Below are 18,663 nucleotides of genomic sequence, written 5' to 3'. Positions count from 1 at the left end.
TGGCTTTTTAAAACCAGCGTGAAGACTCCAAAAAAACGGAGCGGCGCGCGACATCAGGAGACACAAGCATGTTCAAACCCTTTCACTCACTTCGCGGTCCGGTGCTATGCGCCGCACTGATCGCGATCTCCGCGGCGGCCACAGTGCCGATTAGTGCGGCCGCCGCTGATCTGAAGAAGGACCTGAAGATCGCCTTCTTGCCGAAGCAGATCAACAACCCCTATGAAGTGATCGCCGACGAAGGCGGCCTTGCCGCCATCAAGGAGATGGGCGGGCAGGGCAAGGTGGTCGGACCATCGGATGCGGGCGCGTCGTCGCAGGTGCAATACATCAACACGTTGATCACGCAACGCCAGAACGCGATCGTGGTGGCCGCCAACGATGCGAACGCAGTCGTTCCGTACCTGAAAAAAGCGATGGCGCAAGGCATCAAGGTCGTGACGTTCGACTCCGATACCGCGCCCGACGGCCGCCAGATCTTCGTGAACCAGGCGAACTCGGAAGCGATCGGCCGTGGACAGATCCAGCTATTGTCGAAACTGGTAGGCGGCGAGGGCGAGTTCGCGATTCTCTCGGCCACGCCGAACGCGACCAACCAGAACACCTGGATCAAGTACATGCAGGAGGAGTTGAAGAAGCCTGAGTATGCGAAGCTGAAGCTCGTGAAGATCGCCTACGGCAATGACGACGACCAGAAATCGTTCGTCGAAACGCAGGGCTTGCTGCAGGCATATCCGAACCTTAAGGGCATCATTTCGCCGACCACTGTGGGTATCGCGGCAGCGGCGCGTTATATCTCGACGTCGCCGGCCAAAGGCAAAGTGATGGTCACGGGCCTCGGCACACCGAACCAGATGCGCGCGTTCGTGAAGAACGGCACCGTCACGGCGTTCCAGTTGTGGGACCCGGGTCAACTCGGTTATCTCGCGGCGTACGCGGCAGCCAACCTCGCGTCGGGCACGATCACCGGGAAGGAAGGCGACAGCTTCGAAGCGGGCAAGCTCGGCAAGCGCACGGTAGGCAAGAGCGGTGAGGTCGTACTCGGACCGCCAACGACGTTCGATTCATCGAATATCGATAACTTCAACTTCTAGAGCGTCTGGCAATAGCCGTCTGAAACGCCCTTCGGGGCGTTTCAGACGGCGTAATGAAGGTAGATGGTTCCACCGTGGACAAGGCAACGCCGTCCCTGGTCAGTCTGCAGGTTGCAGCCTGACACGCCTGAAGCTCGCAGTCCCGAAGCGACTAATCCAGCGACTGAGTCAGCGACTGAGCCAGCGACTTCAAACCCTGTAGAACTCTATATCTTGCCCGGCATGCACGGCGCGTTTGAGCCACTCTGGCATTTCACCTTCTCCGTCCCACGTGTCGCCGCTTGCATTCCTGAATACCGGCGTAGCGCCGTTGGCGTTCTCAGGCATTTGAGGCATGGAAGGTAGCGCGCGCTTTGTGGCGCTCGAACTCTTCGTCAATGGGGGAGGAGTAACAGAAGCCTGCGCTTCGGCCAATGCTTCGGCCAGTGCTGTTTCGGAAATGCCAAACTCAGCCATTCGGCTGCGCAAATAGGCAATGATGCTGTCTCGCTTTCTTTCGTCCACGGCTGTCCTGATTCAGCTTTTACTTTCTTGAAGGCGAGCCATCTGCCCGCGCGGACCGGGGCGGCTCGAGGAATAAGTGGGTTGACTAAAATCGTGGCGCGCTGAATGGCACGCGTCAATTAGTGTAATACCGCAAATCGCCGCCTTACTCGCAACAACCAATAATGGGCTGCTGCGAATGCGGTTCTACAAACTGGTTACTGTGGTTGAGATCGGTGCAAAGCGATGAATTGCCGATTCAGCGGCTGAAAGCTCACGACCAGATCGGTGCACGACTGGCGGCCGGTCTTGTTTCAGTAACACCTTCGACCCAGCCGCGCATTTAACAATTTGTCCCGACACCCGCGGGCGCCACGAGGAAATGATAGCGCCGAATGCCGCTATTGTATGCCTAAATCATTTTAGCGATTATGTTGCTCGCCTGGCAGTTCCGCGCCATGCGCGCGAATTGCAGCAATCAGTTCCGCCGGCGTGATTTCATAACGTACTTCACGATGAATGCCTGCCTTCCGTTCGTCGACTTCAATCAGTAGAACAGCCTTGCCATCCGCAGCCGGCTCGAGACGCAACGTACGCACTTCCTGACCGGTTGCCTCATCACGCTCCGTCAGCAAGGTCATGGATCCTGTGGCGGGACTTCTGGCCATTCTCTCTCTCCCTTCCAATAATCCGACAGCTTGTTGTCGAGACCCTTCGTCAACGCGTCAGGCACTAAAAACGGGCATTGCGCGCCGGGTCGTGAGGTCACTGACCTTATTATTGCTTGTCAAAACGATACCCGTCCAGTATTGAACGCGGGTTCGCTGCGCCGCGTTCCATCCTGAAAGAACGCAGCCCGAAGTGATGCTTTACGACGACAATGCGGCGCGTGCCTGCGCCGTGATTTCGAACGAGCGCAGCCGCGCAGCCTGATCGTAGATTTGCGCGGTGACCATCAGTTCGTCGGGCTGCGTCTGTTCAATCAGCGACGCCAGTCCTGCTTCCACTTCCCGCTGGTCGCCGATTACCGAACATGCCAGCGAGTGATCGACGCCCGCGCGTTCTCCGTCGTTCCACGGAATCTGCTTCACGGGCGGGGGCAACTGACCCGGCGTGCCGCGGCGCAGGTTGATGAACTGCTGCTGCAACGATGTGAACAGGAACTCCGCCTCGGCGGTGGTATCGGCGGCGAAGACGTTGACGCCGACCATTGCGTAAGGACGATCCAGTTGCTTCGATGGGCGGAATTGCGACCGGTAGACCTGCAGTGCTGTCAGCAGGTAATCCGGCGCGAAATGCGAGGCGAATGCGAACGGCAGTCCGAGCGCGGCGGCGAGCTGCGCGCTGAACGTGGATGACCCCAGCAGCCAGATCGGCACTTCCAGCCCCGCGCCCGGCACCGCGCGTACGCGCTGGCCTTCGACCGGTTCGGCGAAATAGCGCTGCAGTTCGACCACATCGTCGGGAAAACTGTCGGCGCTGCCGTGCAGGTCGCGACGCAGCGCGCGAGCCGTCGTCTGGTCGGTGCCGGGCGCGCGGCCGAGTCCCAGGTCGATGCGCCCCGGAAACAGCGACGCGAGCGTGCCGAACTGCTCCGCGATCACGAGCGGCGCGTGGTTCGGCAGCATGACGCCGCCGGAGCCGACGCGAATCGTGCTGGTGCCTGCGGCAACGTGTCCGATCACAACCGATGTCGCGGCGCTCGCGATGCCCGTCATGTTGTGGTGTTCGGCCAGCCAGAAGCGCAGGTAGCCGAGTTTTTCGGCGTGCTGGGCGAGCTCGCGTGAATGTTGAAACGCGTCGGCGGCGGTCGATCCGACGGGGATCGGGGAGAGGTCGAGAACTGAAAAGGGGATCATTGCGGCTTCCGTGACTTCGAGCGGGCGGCTGTGCGTGCGGCGGACGAAAACACACCGTAGACGCGCACCGCGAACGCGTGGCTAAATGCCGATTGTGCCGAAAGTCTTGAAAGTCTGCCGTGACCGCCCTCAGGCGAGGCGAGGGTAGCCGCGCCTCGCGGCGTCGGATTCGAGATCGATGATCGCCGAATAATCGCTCAACAGGCGCTGCGCGAAGCCGGCGAGCTTGAGGCGCGTTGCCAGCGGTGCATCCTGGGTGAGGGCGCGGGAAAGAGCGGTTCGAAGCGCATCGATTCCATCCGCCGGAACCCTCTTCGACGCAATCAGCGGCAAGCCCGGCGACGAGGCCGTCACGTCAATCTCGATGACGCCATCGGCGAGTGCTGGAAGATGTTCGCGCACGAAGGCGAAGGTCACGCAGTCGATGGCGGCAATGTCGGCACGATCGTCGGCAAGCGCTTTGAGCGACGCCAGATGCCCTCCGGTTTCGACCAGCGACGAGAAGAACGCACGGCCATTCGCGAATGGCGCAACGGCGTGGCGCAGCAGGTTCATGCCGCTGTTCGAGTCGTCGCTGTTGTAGGCGGCGCGCAGGCCTCGACTGGATTCGAGCGATGTCACGCTCGCCGCCTTGCGCGCGACCAGCACGCTTCGATAATCCCCGTTCGCGCAGCCATCGATGGAAAAAATCGGGGTCGCGAGTAGCTGCACGCGGCCGTCAAGCGCGTGCATCAGCGGATAACCGCAGGTCTGGGTAAGGAGCACGTCGTCGCGCAGCCAGAATTCGGTCAGCGATGTGTCGGGATCGACCAGCTCCAGCGTATCGCCGCGAGCGTCGAGCCACGGCCGCAGTTGACTGCGCACGTGTTCCAGCAGCACGCGCCAGTCCCCGGCGAGCGTTGGTGTGACGTTGTACATCGGTAAAGCCGCAAGCCATTTCATGCAGGTTCGTTGTCCCTTATACGGCTTGCGCGACTCCGGACTTTGCGTCCTTGGCAGCTTCGAGTTCGGCGAGCGCGATCTGATCGGCGCGGGCGTGCAGCGGATGCAGCGCCGGCGCCACCGGTTTTACGCCGTACCGGACCATCCATTCCTGATAACCCCGCACGATAAAGCCGCCGTTTCGCTGCAAGTAAGCATCGCGTTCGTCATGATAGATCGCCGATAACGCGAACCACGGCGCGCCCGGCAGATCATGATGGACCGAGTGGAAGTTGTTGTTCAGGAACAGCAGCCGCCAGAACCACGATGCTTCGTTGATGACGGTGCGTTCACTGATGTTATCGGCTGCGCGGTGTTCCTGGAATGAGCGGATTGCGCTCAGGGCCAGCGCCGGGTATCCCACGCCGAAAACGAAAACGAGAGGACTGATGCCGCAATAACGATCGAGCCACGTGACAAGCAGACCGAGCATCACGAGATGGAGCGCCCATGCGCCAGCCATCCGGGCGTTGCCGCGCGCAATTGCGACCATTGCCGAACCGAGCGTCGATGCAATCGAAAACCAGGGCGCGAGCACAATGCGTCCAACGAACGTGTTGCGAAACGTGAGCAGGCCACGCACGACGAACCCCGCGCCGCGCCAGCGTTCCGCCGATACAAAATAGGTTTCCGGATCCAGATCGGGATCTGTGAGATGAACGTCGTCGTGATGGCGCAGATGCGACTCGCGATACACCGCGTACGGAAACCACACCGCGAGCGGCGCAATGCCGAACAACGCGTTGAGCAACGGAAAGCAGGTCGGATGGCCGTGCAGCAATTCGTGCTGCAACGAAAGATAAAGGCAGGAAAGCACCGCAAGGATCCCGACGGCGAGCGGCACGCCAAGGGCGCGTGCATTGAGCGCCGTGCCGAACCATCCGCCATACAGGGCCACGATCAGGAGCCACGTGGGCCATTCGCTGCGCCAGCGCCACGAAGCGCGAAGCTGATGGATGGTGCGGCGTTGGGCGTCGTCGATGTAAATACTCATGGGAATTCGGTGACGGATCGAGCCACGATCTTAGCGTCGCGTCGCCGCCGGCCAAACCAAGCGATTCCGCTAAGCTTGTTCCCATGCGATGAATCTGTTTATCACGCTGTTGACGCACTCCACATTTCAGACGGTGTAAGGATTTAGTAGGCATCTTTCCTGCTCGTGCGATGCAACCCCAACCATGGTCGGGGTGGCTCGTTCGTCCGGACTTGGCCAAGACAAGACAGCGCGACGTCGGCCATGGCCCGGCGACCGCTGCAGGGAGCGCGCGATGCCGCAAAAGCAGGAAGCAGAACAAAAGAATCAGGAAGCAGGGTCGAACTCTCCCCATCTCGACAGCGACGAAAAGGAACAGGCCGCCGAACATTCGTCCCCGCACGCGCTCGTGATCCACGAGATCGTTCGCGAGGAAGGCGAGAATTCGATGGACCGTACCTTCTTCGCGCTGGCGTGGTCGGCGCTTGCGGCGGGGTTATCGATAGGATTTTCGTTTCTCACGCAGGCCACGCTTCTAAGCGCGTTACCCGATGAGCCTTGGCGCGATCTGGTGGCATCGTTTGGATACACGATCGGATTCGTGATCGTGATTCTCGGACGCCAGCAATTGTTCACCGAAAGCACCCTGAGCGCCGTATTGCCCGTGCTCACGCGCCGCGATCTGAAGACCTTGTTGAAGACGTTTCGGCTATGGGCGATCGTGCTGTCGTTCAACCTGATCGGGACGATCATCTTCGCCGCGATCCTGCAGATCCACGGTGTGTTCTCTGACGATGTCGTCGGGTCGCTCGGCAAGCTTGCGCAGTTACCGATCTCCGGCAGCTTCGGCGTGACCGTAGTCCGCGCGATCTTCGCAGGATGGCTGATCGCGCTGATGGTATGGCTGCTGCCGAGCGCGCGCTCCGCCCGTTTCCTGACAATCCTGCTGATCACCTACACGGTCGCAGTGAGTAAGCTGTCGCATGTGATCGCCGGGTCCGTGGAAACGTCGTACGCGGTCATGACGGGCGCCGCGACCATTCGCGATTACCTGCTCGTATTCCTGTTGCCGACGTTCATCGGCAATATGATCGGCGGGATCTCGCTTGTGGCGATCGTCAATCACGCGGCGATTGCGCCCGAGATCGACTGATGCTTCTGCCTGCTTGCGAGCGGCACGCCTCCAGGGCACGCTGTTCGCAAGCAACAACATATGAACAACGAAAGCGCACTTTTTGCGCGCGATGGCGAAAGCGTCGTGATTACGCCGCTTTCGCCCAAAGCCTGTTGGTCGATCTCTTGCCCCCGGGTACCGGACCGCCGGGCGGCTGTGAAAACGAATCGAGAACCTTGCGCAATGCATCGATACGTTGCCGCTGAGCCGGCACGAGCACGTGTTCACCGCCTACCGCAGCAAGCCGTTCACGCCAGTAGTCCACATTCATCGCGCCTGTCGGCTTCTGGCTCATTGCGCGCAACTGGCCGATTGCGCGTTCAATGTGCTGGAGTTCCGCGTCCGCATGCGACGATGTTTTCAAGCCCCCTGATGTTGCACCCTGTTTGTTTTTCATCTGCGCCACCGTTTTTGCCGGCGTACTGCCGCGAGCGCTGCCACCTGTTTCGATGACAAGGCCCGTCGTGCGTCGTCCGGCTTTTTTTCCCCTTCGCCTGCGCGCTTATCTGCGCGTCGGGCGGCCCCGGTTTGATGCGACCGTCGATGCATACTCGCCCGGTGTGGCGGCCATGCACTGTCTGGAATCGCACATTGGGCGCGCCGCTGGGTGCGCAGGGGAACACGGGAATTTTACGGATGAAATACGCAAACGTTTTCGCGGTAAAGGGTATCCGTGATGGGACGCTCGCGTAGTAAGGATTACCCGGTGCTTGGGTCGCGTGGCTTGCCGCTGCGTTTGATCTGCTCGTCCATCGCAAGGTCGAGCTTGCTCACGCGTCGTGGTTTTTCCGGCTTGAGCGCGTTCACGAACGCTACAAAATCGTCGAGCGGCAGGGGTGAGGACAGTTTTTGCTCGCCGGCGAGCGCGCGGTCGACGAGATAGAAAAGGCCGCCGCTCAGGCTGATCGCGGCGTACTGAGGATTGCCCGAGCGTGTCTTGAGCCGTTCAACGGCGTTGATGGCTTTAGTGGACCGCACGATCGGCTCGTCTGACTTGCTGTCCGGCTTTGAAAGGCGAACTCATCAGGAACCGTTGGTTCCGGGCGCGCATTTCTTGCTCGCGCCTTCGAGCCACAAGTTCGACACGTGCCGTTCGCCCGGATAAAACCGGTACGAAGTCTCGCCGTTGTCGAAGCGAACCTTGATCACATTGGAATCGCCGAATTCGAGCATCGTGCCTTGCGGAATCGGTGTTTTCTTGAACTTCGCATCGTGCTTTTGCGCCTCGTCCGTCAGGCACTGGACGATGCTCGTGACCGATGCGTTCGTAGCGGTTTCGACTTCGGGTTGTCCGGCGTCGGCATTATGAAACTGGCCGCAGGCCTGGAGCAAAAACAAGGGAAGCGCGAGAGCGCAGGCAATCTTTTTCATGGTGTCCTTCAAAAATTCGGCCACAGCAACGCTGGGTCTGTCATGCCGATTACATCACAGCGGCCTTACGATTTACGTAAAAGCGCATCAGGCGTCGGGCGGCACGCCCAGAAGCTGCATGGTTCCACCGACAACGCCTGAAAACACCGGCCCTGCCACGGTCCCGCCGTAATACGAGCCTGCCGACGGTTCATCGATCATCACCGCGACAATCACTTGCGGGTCGCTCATGGGCGCCATTCCGACAAACGACGCACGATACTTGTTCGCAGCATAGGTTCGCCCGACCTGTTTGCGCGCCGTACCGGTCTTGCCGCCCACCCGATAACCCTCTACCGCTGCCGCACGTCCCGTGCCACGGGGCCCCATCGCGAGTTCGAGCATGTTGCGCACGGCCGCGGCCGTCGTGGCCTTGGTGACCTGAACCGGTTCCGGTGCCGCTTTGCCGCGTACGAGCGTCGACTGGCGGAATTCACCGGTGCCGGCATAAGCCGTATAAACCTGCGCGATCTGCAACAGCGACAAGGACAGGCCATAGCCGTAAGCCATGGTCGCCTGCTCGATAGGCCTCCAGCGCTGGTACGCGCGCAAGCGCCCCGTCGCCGCACCGGGGAACGTCAGCTCCGGCGCCTGCCCTATGCCATATTCGCGGTACTTGTCCCAAACCGTCTGCGCAGGCAGCTTGAGCGAGAGCTTCGTCAACGCAATATTGCTCGACATCTGCACGGCCTCCGACACCGTAATGACGCCGTGATTCGATGTATCGTGGATCGTGTTCGGACCGAGCTTGAAGGTGCCCGGCGAGGTATCGATACGGGTATCGGGGCGCACCTGTCCCATATCAATGGCAAGCGCCGCGACCAGCGGCTTGATGGTCGAGCCGGGCTCGAACGTGTCGGTGAGCGCCCGGTTGCGCAACTGCTCGCCGGTCAGGCGCGAGCGATCGTTCGGGTCGAAGGTCGGATAGTTGGCGAGCGCGAGGATCTCGCCGTTCTTGGCATCCAGCACGACCACGCTGCCCGCGCGTGCCTTGTGCTTTTTGATCGCCGCTGCCAGTTGCGTATGCGCGAGCTGCTGGATGCGCCGGTCGATGGTCAGGTGGATGGTCTCGCCGTTCTCGGGTAATTCGGCTTCGCCAATCTCCGATACAACGCGGCCCAGCCGGTCGCGGATCACTTCGCGCTGACCGTGTTCCCCGGTGAGGCGATCGTTCGCGGCGAGCTCGACGCCTTCCTGGCCGTGGTCCTCGTTATCGGTGAAACCGACGATATGCGCCGCCGACTCTCCCTCAGGATAAAAGCGTTTGGTGTCTGCGACGAGCGTGACACCCGCCAGACCCGTTTCCGCAATGCGCGTCGCCTGGTCGGCATCGACCTGACGTTTCAGCAGGACGAACGAACGCTCCGTTCCGAGCCGGCGGGCGAGTTCCTTTTCGGGCATGTCGAGCAGCCGCGCGACATGCGGCCGGGTTTCGGCACTGAAGCGCGACGGCGTCGCCCAGATGGAATAGGTTGCGAGGCTCACGGCGAGCATCGCGCCGTTTCGGTCGACAATTCGCCCGCGCGTGGCGGCGAGTTCGAGTGTGCGCTGATACCGCTTTTGTCCCTCACCGATGTAAAAGTCCTGGTTCACGACCTGAACCCACAGCGCGCGCGCCGCCAGCGCCGCGAACGCGGCGAACATCAGCATGACGATGAAAGTGGAGCGCCACTGAGGCAGCCGGCTTTCGAGGACGGCGTTCTTCACGGGCGTCCGGTACGCTTCGTGAGCGCGCCTGGCGGTTTTACGCATGCTTGGGTCGGCTCGTTTGATGGGTCAGGTCGCGGCGGATGCGGCTTGCGCAGCCAGGTGCTCGAGCACGCTTGCAAGTTTGGCGTCCGTCGGTAATGTGATGCCAAAGGTGTCTTCCAGCACGCCGCGCAGCTCGGCGGCCGACGTGAGTTCGCGATGCTCTTCAGCCGTGCCCCGGCGGGTCACCGTCCGGTCGAACAACGTCTGGCGTTGCCCCGGGATCACGCGCGCCACGATCAGGTGATTGACGAAGATCGAATCGGGGAGGGTGGACACGTAATGGTTCGCCATGGCGTAGTCGGAGGGCACCTGGGGTTCGAGATCGAACCGGTACACGGGCTTCCACGTCTCGCCGAGCTTCACCAGCAGCTTGAAATCGCCGCGCTCGATCAGATCGAGGCGGAAGGTCTCGTGCGGCGTGGCCTGTTCACGGCCGTTATCGAACACTAGGGGAGCGGTGAGCGTCATGCTGCCGAAACCAACGTCGGCGAGCCAGGTTTCATCCGGCGTTTCCACGAGCAGCATCATGTGCGTGCGCGGCAGCATGGCATCCGGATCGGCCCAGAGCACGCGCGCTGCAAGCCCGGTCGTCTCGAATCCGATGGTCTCCAGCACTGCGCGAAACAGCAGGTTGTGTTCATAGCAATAACCACCGCGGCGCGCGCTCACGAGCTTTGCGAACACCGACTCGAGATCGAGCCGCGGCGTGACGCCAAGCAGCGTGTCGATGTTTTCAAACGGGATGGCCTGCGGGTGCAGCCGGTGCAGCGCATGCAGCGTATCAGCGCTCGCTTCATGCGGGCCGGTATAACCGATGCGGTCGAAATAGGCGGTGAGCTGCACCGGCGAGACTGTCTGAATCATGTGTGGAACTCCTGCCCTGATGATGGAAAAACTCGGCCGGGCGTGCCGCCGCGAGGTGCCGACATTCTACCGGCACAGCCCAGTCTTGATTACAAATTGCATACGGCGGCGGGCATAAGCTCGCCGATTGGTCACGATTTTGAACTGTGAGACGACTAAGATGGTCTTTAATAGGCGGTGCGTTCAACTCTTCTCTTAAAGAACCCTATGTCGACCCCACTTGCTACTGCTACGTCCTCCCCGCCGGCTCCCGGCAAACATCCTGCCCCACCATGCACGCTCGTGATCTTCGGCGCTGCCGGCGACCTCACCAAGCGGCTCTTGATGCCGGCACTGTACAACCTCTCGTCGGACGGTCTGCTCGACGACAAGATGAAGATCATCGGTGTCAATCACGGCGAGCTCGAAACCAGCGCCTGGCGTGACCAGCTCACCGAATCGCTCAAGAGTTTCGCCGCCGACAAGGCCGGCGCCTTTCATACATCCCAGCTCGACGAAAAGGCATGGAACTGGGTTGCCGACCGCCTGCAGTACGTTGCGGGCGAGTTCGAAACGGATGACGTATTCAACAAGCTAAAGCAGACTTTGGGTGAAAGTGGAAATGTCATTTTTTATCTCGCCGTCAGCTCACGCTTCTTCAAGCCCATTGTCGAGCGGCTCGGCAAAGCAGGATTACTGAAAGAAAACGATCAAGCGTTCCGGCGCGTGGTCATTGAAAAGCCGTTTGGGCATGACTACGCATCGGCGAAAGACTTGAATGAGAGCATTCTCAAGTTCGCCGGGGAAAATCAGATCTATCGCATTGATCACTTTCTCGGCAAGGACACCGTTCAGAGCATTCTTGCCGTGCGCTTTGCCAACGCGTTGTTCGAGCCGATCTTCCGGCGTGAATATATCGATCACGTGCAGATTACGGCGGCGGAAACCATCGGCGTGGAAGGGCGTGGCGGATTCTACGAGCAAACCGGCGCATTTCGCGACATGGTTCCTAACCACCTGTTCCAGTTGCTCGGCATGGTCGCCATGGAACCGCCGAATTCCTTCGACGCCGAGGCCGTCCGCGACAAGAAAGCCGAGATCTTCGACGCCATCCAGCCGCTGAAAGCCGGCGACGTGGTGCTCGGACAATACGAGAAGTCCGCGAGCATGCCGGGTTATCGCGAGGAAAAGGACGTTGCGCCTGACAGCCAGACGGAAACGTACGCGGCGGCGCGGGTGTATGTCGAGAACTGGCGCTGGGCCGGTGTACCGTTCTACCTGCGCACGGGCAAGCGCATGACGGCGCGGCGCACGGAGATATCGATTCAACTGAAAGCCGTGCCGTTCCTGCTGTTTCGCGACACACCCGTCGATACGCTCGTGCCGAACGTGCTGACATTGCGCATCGACCCGCAACACGGTACGACCTTCGACTTCAACGTCAAGGTGCCGGGTCCGGTGATGCAGGTCGGGGCGGTGCAGTCGTCGTTCAAATACGGCGATTTCTTCGATGAAAAACCGAACGTAGGCTACGAAACGCTGCTGTACGACTGCATGCTCGGCGACGAAACGCTGTTCCAGCGCGCGGACAGCATCGAGACGAGCTGGGCGGCGGTCGACGCGGTTCTGCATCCCGAAGGCGGTCCGTTGCCGGTTCATGGCTACGAGGCGGGAAGCGCCGGCCCAAAGGAAGCCGACGCACTGCTGCAGGCTGATGGCCGCGCATGGCGTCCGCTTGGCGACGAACATACGAAAAACGCCGGTCACAACGACAAGAACTGAGGAGAAACCTGATGGGGACAGCAGCAAAAAAGGCAGCGGCAAGCACACCGGCGAAACGCAGTGCCACGAAAGACCGAACTCACCTCGAAAGAATCCTTGCCATCGATGTCGGCGGGACGGGCCTGAAAGCGGCCATCATCGACGCGGACGGGACCATGAAGACCGAGCGCCTGAAGGTCGCGACGCCGCATCCGTGCCCGCCTGAGTTGCTGGTGGACACGCTGGTCAAGCTGGTCGAGCCGTTGATGCAGCCGTTGCCGGCGACGCATATCTCGATCGGCTTTCCTGGTGTGGTGCGCGACAACCATGTGCTGACCGCGCCGAACCTCGGCAATGAAAGCTGGCGCAACATCCCGCTCGCGCAAATGCTTTCGGATCAGCTCGGCCACCACTTGCCGGTGCGCATCATCAACGACGCCGAGATGCAGGGATTGGCGGCTATCGAAGGAAAGGGGATCGAACTCGTGCTGACGCTCGGTACAGGCGCCGGCACCGCGCTTTTCCGCGATGGCGAGCTGATGCCGCATCTGGAACTCGCGCATCATCCGGTCAGCAAGAACAAGACGTACGACGAATATCTCGGTAATGCCGCGCGCGACAAGGCGGGTAACAAGCGCTGGAACCGTCGTGTGGAAAAGGTCATCGGCATCCTGAGTTCGCTCGTGAACTACGACCGCCTCTGGATCGGCGGCGGCAACGCGGCCAATCTCAAGTTCGATTTGCCGGATAACGTGAAGGTGGTGTCGAACGAAGCGGGCATCGAAGGCGGCGCGCGTCTCTGGCATCCGCGTTCGGTACGCGAAACGCGGCAATTGCCGCCGGGGACATTCGAATGATGCCCAAGGGTTTGAAGCTGACCAAACGCTCACAGGACGACTCCGATCGCGCGCTGGAGGCGTTATCGAAGGTCGAACTTGTGATCACCGATTGCGACGGCACGCTGCTCTACACCGATAAAACTCTCGGCGAGCCCGCAAAGGAAGCCGTGCGCAACCTGAGCGCCGCGGGCGTGCGCTTTACGGTTGCGAGCAGCCGGCCGGGCAAGGGCATGCGCACGATCGTGGATACGCTCGGTATCAAGACGCCGTTTGCCGCGTTCAACGGCGGCAAACTTGTGGACCCCGCCGGCTGGAAGACCATGAACGCGCATTGGCTCGCGCGTGATGCCGCCGAAACCGCGCTGGAAAGCCTGGCGCGCGACGGGATCGATGCGTGGGTGTTTATCGACGACCAGTGGTACATCACGAATCCCGCCGGCGAGTACGTGCCGCTCGAGCGCCGGACCGTGGGATACGACGCGGTGGTGGTGAAGCGGTTCGAGGACATCGACCTGGGTTCGGTCGAGAAGATCGTGGCGTCGACCAGTAACGCGGATTTGCTCGAACGCAAGGAAGCTGAGTTTGCAGGCACGTTGAAGGGCCAGGCCACTGCCATGCGTTCGCAAAGCTATTACCTCGACATCACGCATCCGCTCGCCAACAAAGGTGAAGGCATCCGGGAACTTGCGCAGCTTGCCGGCGTGGCGCTGGAAAACGTGGCGGTTCTGGGGGATATGCAGAACGACGTCGCCATGTTCGATGTTGCGGGCGTGTCGATTGTGATGGGGCAGGCGTCGGCGCAGGTACAGGCAAGTGCTACCTTCGTATCGTCGACAAATGACGAAAACGGCTTTGCAGCGGGCGTGAACGGATTGCTCGCGGCCCGGAAAGGGGGAAAAGTTTTTTGACAGACGGGAGAGCGACATCGGCGCCATGCGATGCTGACTGACAGCATCCAGCGGCGGCGCCGACGAAGCCTGGCTCTCGGCGTTGCTGCGTTGTTACCTGTTGCCCACGGCGCGCATTGACGCGTGCCCTATACGGACATCCGGTCTTAACGGCGACGCATTTGCGGACGCGGTCCACCGCCGCCGGTAGCGCGCTCGTCCTTGTGCCGGAAGTTGATCCGGCCTTTCGTCAGGTCATACACCGACAATTCCAGCGTCACGCGGTCACCAGCAAGAATCCGGATGTGATTCTTGCGCATGCGGCCCGATGCATACGCGCCCACGACCACGCCGTTATCCAGCGTCACGCGGTAGCGGCTATCGGGAAGCACTTCGTCAACAATGCCGTCCAGCTCGAGTAACTCTTCTTTCGCCATATAAAGCTCCTTAATTCGTCGTTCGATGCGATTGTATGCGAGACCAGCATGCAACCGCGATGCCTTTTATCGGATATCAATCACCGATAGTCACAGATCTGCAACAGACTGCCCGTCGATCTGACCGTCGATCAGCTTTTCCGCATGCAACAAGCAGGCCCGCCGCGCCTGTCCGCCATTTTCGAAACTTCCGTCCTGCTCGATACGGAACACGCGGCTTTCGCCCGTGGCTTCCTCACCAGCCGGCGGCGCGCGGCAGATACGCACCGATGCTTCGTAACCGGTATCCGCTGCACGAACCGCTGCGCCTTGACGTGCTCCGCGCGGGTAGATCAGCGGGTGAATCTCGTAACCCTTGTACGTCTTAAGCGGCTTGACCAGTTCTTTCATGTTTCGTGAATTCCTGTATTGCGCCCGCCCGGGCATCGAAATAGTGCATTCGATGCGTCACAACCCCGCCGACGGCCAGTCCGGGCGCCTCGGCGCTCGCGGTCGATCAGCGGTTTCGAGCAAAAAATAGCGCACGGCGCACTCGGGGTGCAGCCGTTCGCCGGGCTGTAGGTGTCGAAGAACGCCGGGGTAAAGCGCGCAATACCGTGAGTCATACACGATATAACGCATGGACTAAGCCATCCGCCGACGTCGCTGCTGTTTAAACTTTGAAGACGACTCTGAAGACGAGTGCCTGGCCGCGTTCGATGCGAAGCCTGCACTGCCGGGGCGATGACACTCAACCAGAACTTGCGCTGAAATGCCGGGTGGATCGCTGCTGCCGTGGCGAACACGCTGCGCCAAGGCGCACTGTGTAATATTAGACAGCAAATCAGAAAAAAGTTCTGCTGTCGCCGGAGGCCCCGCCTCTCGATGCTGCAATGCTGACGTGGCCTCAGACCTGAGCACTCGTCCGCTTTCGGAGCAATGCTGCTCATTCGCGCCCGCCGCCCCGCTGCTTTCCGGCAGCATCGAAAGATCCATTATACCGTCATAGCCAGCCCGCCTTGCGGAACCGCCAGCAAAGGAAGATGTCGACCAGCAGCATCACGGTGATGCACGCCGGATAGCCATACGCCCAGTCCAGTTCCGGAATCTTGTGGAAATTCATGCCGTAGATGCCGGCAATCATGGTCGGGACCGCAAAAAGCGCAGCAAATGACCCCAAACGTTTGGTCACCTCGCTTTCCGCCAGCGAAATCAGCCCCAGATTGACCTGAATGGCGGTGACGACCATTTCCCGGCGTCCCTCGATGGTCTTCACAATGCGCTGCAGATGGTCGTAGACATCGCGGAAATAGTCCTGCATGCCGTCGCAGACGCCCGGCGCGCGGCCGCCATAGAGTTTGCTGACCGCCTCCAGCAACGGCGCCGTGTGATGCTGCAGCAAGACGAGACGGCGCTTCAACGAATACAGGTCTTCGATGATCACCCGCGACGCCGCCGAGCCATTGCGCTCGAAAATGCGCTCCTCGAGTTCATCGAGTTCCGATCCGAGCGCTTCCAGGATGGGGAAATAGCGGTCGACGACGTTATCGATCAGGGCGTACATCACGAACGCCGGGCCGTGCTTGAGCAGATGCGGCTCGCGCTCGCAGCGCGTGCGCACTTCCTGGAAACCCTGGCTGGTCCGGTTGCGCACCGAGAGCACGTAGTTCTGGCCCACGAACACATTGATCTCGCCGACCACGAGTTCGTCCTCGGCGTCGAGTTCGACCGTGTGGAGCACGCAAAACAGCGAATCCGTGTATTCCTCGATCTTCGGACGCTGGTGGCCGTGCTGGGCATCTTCCACCGCGAGTTCATGCAGCCCGAACTGGTGCGTCATGTGCGCGAGTTCGCCGGGACCCGGGTCTTTCAAGGCGACCCACACGAAGCAGTCGGGAACATCCCGATAGGCGGAGATATCGTCGATGGGGACATCGGCGAGCTTGCGGCCATCTTGATAGGCCGCGCAATTGACCAGCATGTAGTCCGCCCTTCTTACACGGTAATGAAACCGGCGCGGCCCACCCCGCACTGATACTGGATGCGTGGTGAGGCCGTCCGCCGGAACTTCCGTGAATCTTAGCGGATTTGCGAATCTGCCCAAGGCGAGGGCGCGCATCGGGTGGCCGGCGGGCGGCGCCGGCCACGAGGTGAAGCCTAACTGTTCGAATAATCCGATGCCATCTCGGAACTTAGCCGGGGCGTCTCGACCGGCGCCAGTGTGTTGTCACGCTTCGTGAGCTTGCCTTCCACCGACGCGCCGACATCCATGCGCAGTTGCTGGTAATAGATGTTGCCGTTCACGTGCGCGTTCGATTGCAGTTCCACGAAATGCTCGACGGTCACATCGCCATTGATGGTCCCGTTGATCACGATGTCATAGGCCACGACATTGCCCGTGATCGATCCCTGGTCGCTGACGACCAGCAATGTCTGCTCGCCTGGACGCCCGGTCACGTTGCCCTTGACATGTCCGTCCATGCGCAGCCCGTCACTGAATTCGAGATTGCCGGCGATCTGGACATCGTGTGCGATCAGCGTGGCAAGCTTGGCCTGGCCGACGCCGGTGGTTTTTTTTGCTTTGAACATGGATGACCCCTTTCTGGTCTGGATTGCGATTTCGATACTGGCCGCGTGCAAGGCGCGTGGCCGGCGCCTGGAAGCCCTGGATGCTGCGTTAGTTGGATTTGTCGCGCTGGCGTTTGATGAACGCGAGATCAGTGCGCATCTGATGCATTTCGGCCGCACTGTCGGTTGCCTGCTGCTGCAGCACGAGCCGCGTCGCGACCTCGTGATCGAGCGCGATCTGCGCCTTTGCGAGCTGTTCGCGAATTTCACGCTCGGACATGGGCGGTGCGCACAAGGCATCGGCTTTCTTGCTGTTTTCCCGCGATGTCACGAGCGCAAAGCCTGCTGCCGCGAGCGCTGCGGCGGCGCACGCGGCAGCAAGCAGGCCGAGCATGATCATGGCCCAGCTCGGGCCCCGGCGCGAAGTCAGCGAGTAGGTGCGGCGCGTGAGGCGATGCGTCGCCCGGCGTTTGTCAGCTTGCGGCATGGGAAGTCGGCTTGAAGAGCGCGAGATAGTGCTTGGGATTGACCTGCGTTCCGTCGACGATCACCTCGAAATGCAAGTGCGGTCCGGTCGAGCGGCCGGTGGAACCGATTTCGCCGATCTTCTGGCCGGGCATCACGAGGTCGCCGACCTTCACGAAGATCTTCGACGTATGACCGTAGCGCGTCACCATGCCGGTGCTGTGCTGGATATCGATTGCATTGCCGTATCCGCCGTGCGGTCCCGCCTGGATCACGCGGCCGCCCGCGCTTGCGAAGATGGGCGTGCCTGACGGCGCGACGAGATCCATGCCTGGATGAAAACTCAGATGCTGGTTGAACGGATCGATGCGGTTGCCGAACGGCGAGCCAAAGCGTGCCCCCGGCGCGGGTTGCCGGCCGGGAAACGCCATGTACGAGGCGTAGTGCGCGAGGACGGCATTGTCGAGCTGGTTGAGGGTTGTATCGAGGCAATCGAGTGCGTTCTGCGTGCGGCGCAGGCGCTGCGGCGCCGAACCGGTCTGCGTGGCGCGCTGGGCATCGCAGAGCCTTGCGGGGAGTGCCGGACCGCCCTCGGCGGCGTCGGTTGCACTCGCCTGCGCGGGCGGTGACGCCGGGCGTCGGGTGTTCGTCGCGGCGCTGTCTTTCGGACGTCGTGGGGGCAATAACGGACCACCGGCGCTGTCGAGCGGCGATTCGTCGTCGTTGTCGGGCAGCGGCGGCACGTTGTGGATATCCGGACGATCGGCCGCGCGCCGCGATGCCTTCAACTGCGCTTCGAAGTCCTGCAGTTCGTTGACTTGCGTAACGAGTTGTCCCACGCGCGGTTCGAGATGAATGAGCGTTGCACTGATCTTGCCGAGCTCATCGATTTCGTAGGAGCGGCGCTCGGCCTGCGCTTTTTCTCCGGCTGCATGCGTGTTGCCCATTGCTGCGCCAATTGCAATGCCAAGCGCGAGCGCAGCGAGAACCATTGCAATGACGGCGATGATCACCATTGTGCGGACCGTGCGCGCTTCGACGAACCGGACACGCTGGTTCGACATGGTCCTTCGCGACCAGATGACGAACGCCATCAGTGCACCGGGCGCGACGCGCGCAAAGGCAAAATAACGTTCACCAAAACAGAAACACTGGCGC

21 protein-coding genes are annotated in these 18,663 nt (G+C 61.0%); 5 read left to right on the top strand and 16 right to left on the bottom strand.

The features are described 5' to 3' along the window. Positions 1-68 precede the first annotated feature (68 nt). The gene (gene rhaS / locus AXG89_RS17780) at positions 69-1,094 is read left to right on the top strand and encodes a rhamnose ABC transporter substrate-binding protein (RefSeq protein WP_062003195.1); all 1,026 of its coding nucleotides are present in this window, start codon (positions 69-71) and stop codon (positions 1,092-1,094) included. 189 nt (positions 1,095-1,283) lie between these two features. Here rhaS and AXG89_RS17775 read toward each other — a convergent pair whose 3' ends face one another. From AXG89_RS17775 to AXG89_RS17755, 5 genes are all read right to left on the bottom strand, one after another. Further along, positions 1,284-1,598, bottom strand: a complete 315-nt coding sequence (locus AXG89_RS17775; protein WP_056364829.1) for an H-NS family nucleoid-associated regulatory protein — start codon at positions 1,596-1,598, stop codon at positions 1,284-1,286. A gap of 401 nt (positions 1,599-1,999) precedes the next feature. Continuing rightward, entirely contained in the window at positions 2,000-2,245 is a 246-nt protein-coding gene (locus tag AXG89_RS17770; protein WP_062003194.1) for a hypothetical protein, read from the bottom strand. A 201-nt stretch (positions 2,246-2,446) separates the two neighbouring features. Then, a complete protein-coding gene (locus tag AXG89_RS17765) occupies positions 2,447-3,436 on the bottom strand; it encodes an LLM class flavin-dependent oxidoreductase (protein ID WP_062003193.1) in 990 nt (329 codons plus the stop codon). A gap of 129 nt (positions 3,437-3,565) precedes the next feature. Further along, positions 3,566-4,378, bottom strand: a complete 813-nt coding sequence (locus AXG89_RS17760; protein ID WP_062171308.1) for a phosphate/phosphite/phosphonate ABC transporter substrate-binding protein — start codon at positions 4,376-4,378, stop codon at positions 3,566-3,568. Between the two features lie 16 nt (positions 4,379-4,394). Beyond that, complete coding sequence (locus AXG89_RS17755; protein WP_062171306.1) at positions 4,395-5,411, bottom strand: fatty acid desaturase; 1,017 nt, start codon at positions 5,409-5,411, stop codon at positions 4,395-4,397. Positions 5,412-5,685: 274 nt separating this feature from the next. On the opposite strand from AXG89_RS17755, the gene AXG89_RS17750 reads away from it, so the two are divergent. Continuing rightward, a complete protein-coding gene (locus AXG89_RS17750) occupies positions 5,686-6,543 on the top strand; it encodes a formate/nitrite transporter family protein (protein ID WP_062003191.1) in 858 nt (285 codons plus the stop codon). A 109-nt stretch (positions 6,544-6,652) separates the two neighbouring features. On the opposite strand, the gene AXG89_RS17745 is transcribed toward AXG89_RS17750, so the two are convergent. The 5 genes from AXG89_RS17745 to AXG89_RS17725 form a co-directional block, all read right to left on the bottom strand. After that, a complete protein-coding gene (locus AXG89_RS17745; RefSeq protein ID WP_062172566.1) occupies positions 6,653-6,961 on the bottom strand; it encodes a hypothetical protein in 309 nt (102 codons plus the stop codon). 302 nt (positions 6,962-7,263) lie between these two features. Further along, complete coding sequence (locus AXG89_RS17740; protein ID WP_062171304.1) at positions 7,264-7,542, bottom strand: hypothetical protein; 279 nt, start codon at positions 7,540-7,542, stop codon at positions 7,264-7,266. 45 nt (positions 7,543-7,587) lie between these two features. Beyond that, the gene (locus AXG89_RS17735) at positions 7,588-7,935 is read right to left on the bottom strand and encodes a hypothetical protein (protein WP_062003713.1); all 348 of its coding nucleotides are present in this window, start codon (positions 7,933-7,935) and stop codon (positions 7,588-7,590) included. Positions 7,936-8,022: 87 nt separating this feature from the next. Beyond that, complete coding sequence (locus tag AXG89_RS17730; RefSeq protein ID WP_062171302.1) at positions 8,023-9,726, bottom strand: peptidoglycan D,D-transpeptidase FtsI family protein; 1,704 nt, start codon at positions 9,724-9,726, stop codon at positions 8,023-8,025. 24 nt (positions 9,727-9,750) lie between these two features. After that, positions 9,751-10,590 (bottom strand): arylamine N-acetyltransferase family protein, encoded by an 840-nt coding sequence (locus tag AXG89_RS17725; RefSeq protein WP_062171299.1) that lies wholly within the window; start codon positions 10,588-10,590, stop codon positions 9,751-9,753. A 207-nt stretch (positions 10,591-10,797) separates the two neighbouring features. Here AXG89_RS17725 and zwf point away from each other — a divergent pair, with 207 nt between their 5' ends. The 3 genes from zwf to AXG89_RS17710 are packed head-to-tail and all read left to right on the top strand — an operon-like array spanning position 10,798 to position 14,077. Then, positions 10,798-12,351: a glucose-6-phosphate dehydrogenase gene (zwf, locus tag AXG89_RS17720; RefSeq protein ID WP_062003186.1), complete on the top strand. Its 1,554-nt coding sequence runs from the start codon at positions 10,798-10,800 to the stop codon at positions 12,349-12,351. 11 nt (positions 12,352-12,362) lie between these two features. Continuing rightward, positions 12,363-13,187, top strand: coding sequence for an ROK family protein (locus AXG89_RS17715; RefSeq protein ID WP_082771496.1), 825 nt, complete (start codon positions 12,363-12,365; stop codon positions 13,185-13,187). Then, positions 13,184-14,077, top strand: a complete 894-nt coding sequence (locus AXG89_RS17710) for a Cof-type HAD-IIB family hydrolase (RefSeq protein WP_062171298.1) — start codon at positions 13,184-13,186, stop codon at positions 14,075-14,077. The genes AXG89_RS17715 and AXG89_RS17710 overlap by 4 nt, the downstream gene beginning before the upstream one ends. Positions 14,078-14,223: 146 nt before the next feature. Here AXG89_RS17710 and infA read toward each other — a convergent pair whose 3' ends face one another. From infA to AXG89_RS17680, 6 genes are all read right to left on the bottom strand, one after another. Beyond that, positions 14,224-14,493, bottom strand: coding sequence for a translation initiation factor IF-1 (gene infA / locus AXG89_RS17705; protein ID WP_050382773.1), 270 nt, complete (start codon positions 14,491-14,493; stop codon positions 14,224-14,226). 90 nt (positions 14,494-14,583) lie between these two features. Beyond that, positions 14,584-14,874: a hypothetical protein gene (locus AXG89_RS17700; RefSeq protein ID WP_172812043.1), complete on the bottom strand. Its 291-nt coding sequence runs from the start codon at positions 14,872-14,874 to the stop codon at positions 14,584-14,586. Positions 14,875-15,475: 601 nt separating this feature from the next. Further along, a complete protein-coding gene (corA, locus tag AXG89_RS17695; RefSeq protein ID WP_062003183.1) occupies positions 15,476-16,453 on the bottom strand; it encodes a magnesium/cobalt transporter CorA in 978 nt (325 codons plus the stop codon). Between the two features lie 176 nt (positions 16,454-16,629). After that, positions 16,630-17,061 carry a bactofilin family protein gene (locus AXG89_RS17690; RefSeq protein WP_062171296.1) on the bottom strand — a complete coding sequence of 144 codons (432 nt, stop codon included), beginning with the start codon at positions 17,059-17,061 and terminating at the stop codon, positions 16,630-16,632. An 88-nt stretch (positions 17,062-17,149) separates the two neighbouring features. Beyond that, positions 17,150-17,527 carry a hypothetical protein gene (locus AXG89_RS17685; protein ID WP_062003181.1) on the bottom strand — a complete coding sequence of 126 codons (378 nt, stop codon included), beginning with the start codon at positions 17,525-17,527 and terminating at the stop codon, positions 17,150-17,152. Then, positions 17,514-18,599, bottom strand: coding sequence for a M23 family metallopeptidase (locus tag AXG89_RS17680; RefSeq protein ID WP_062171294.1), 1,086 nt, complete (start codon positions 18,597-18,599; stop codon positions 17,514-17,516). Before AXG89_RS17680 ends, AXG89_RS17685 begins: the two co-directional genes overlap by 14 nt. Positions 18,600-18,663: the final 64 nt, after the last annotated feature.

The organism is Burkholderia sp. PAMC 26561, from assembly GCF_001557535.2.
In the GTDB taxonomy this organism is placed as follows: Bacteria; Pseudomonadota; Gammaproteobacteria; order Burkholderiales; family Burkholderiaceae; genus Caballeronia.
Note: the sequence above shows the minus strand (reverse complement) of the source record. Positions and strands in the feature narration are given on the sequence as shown.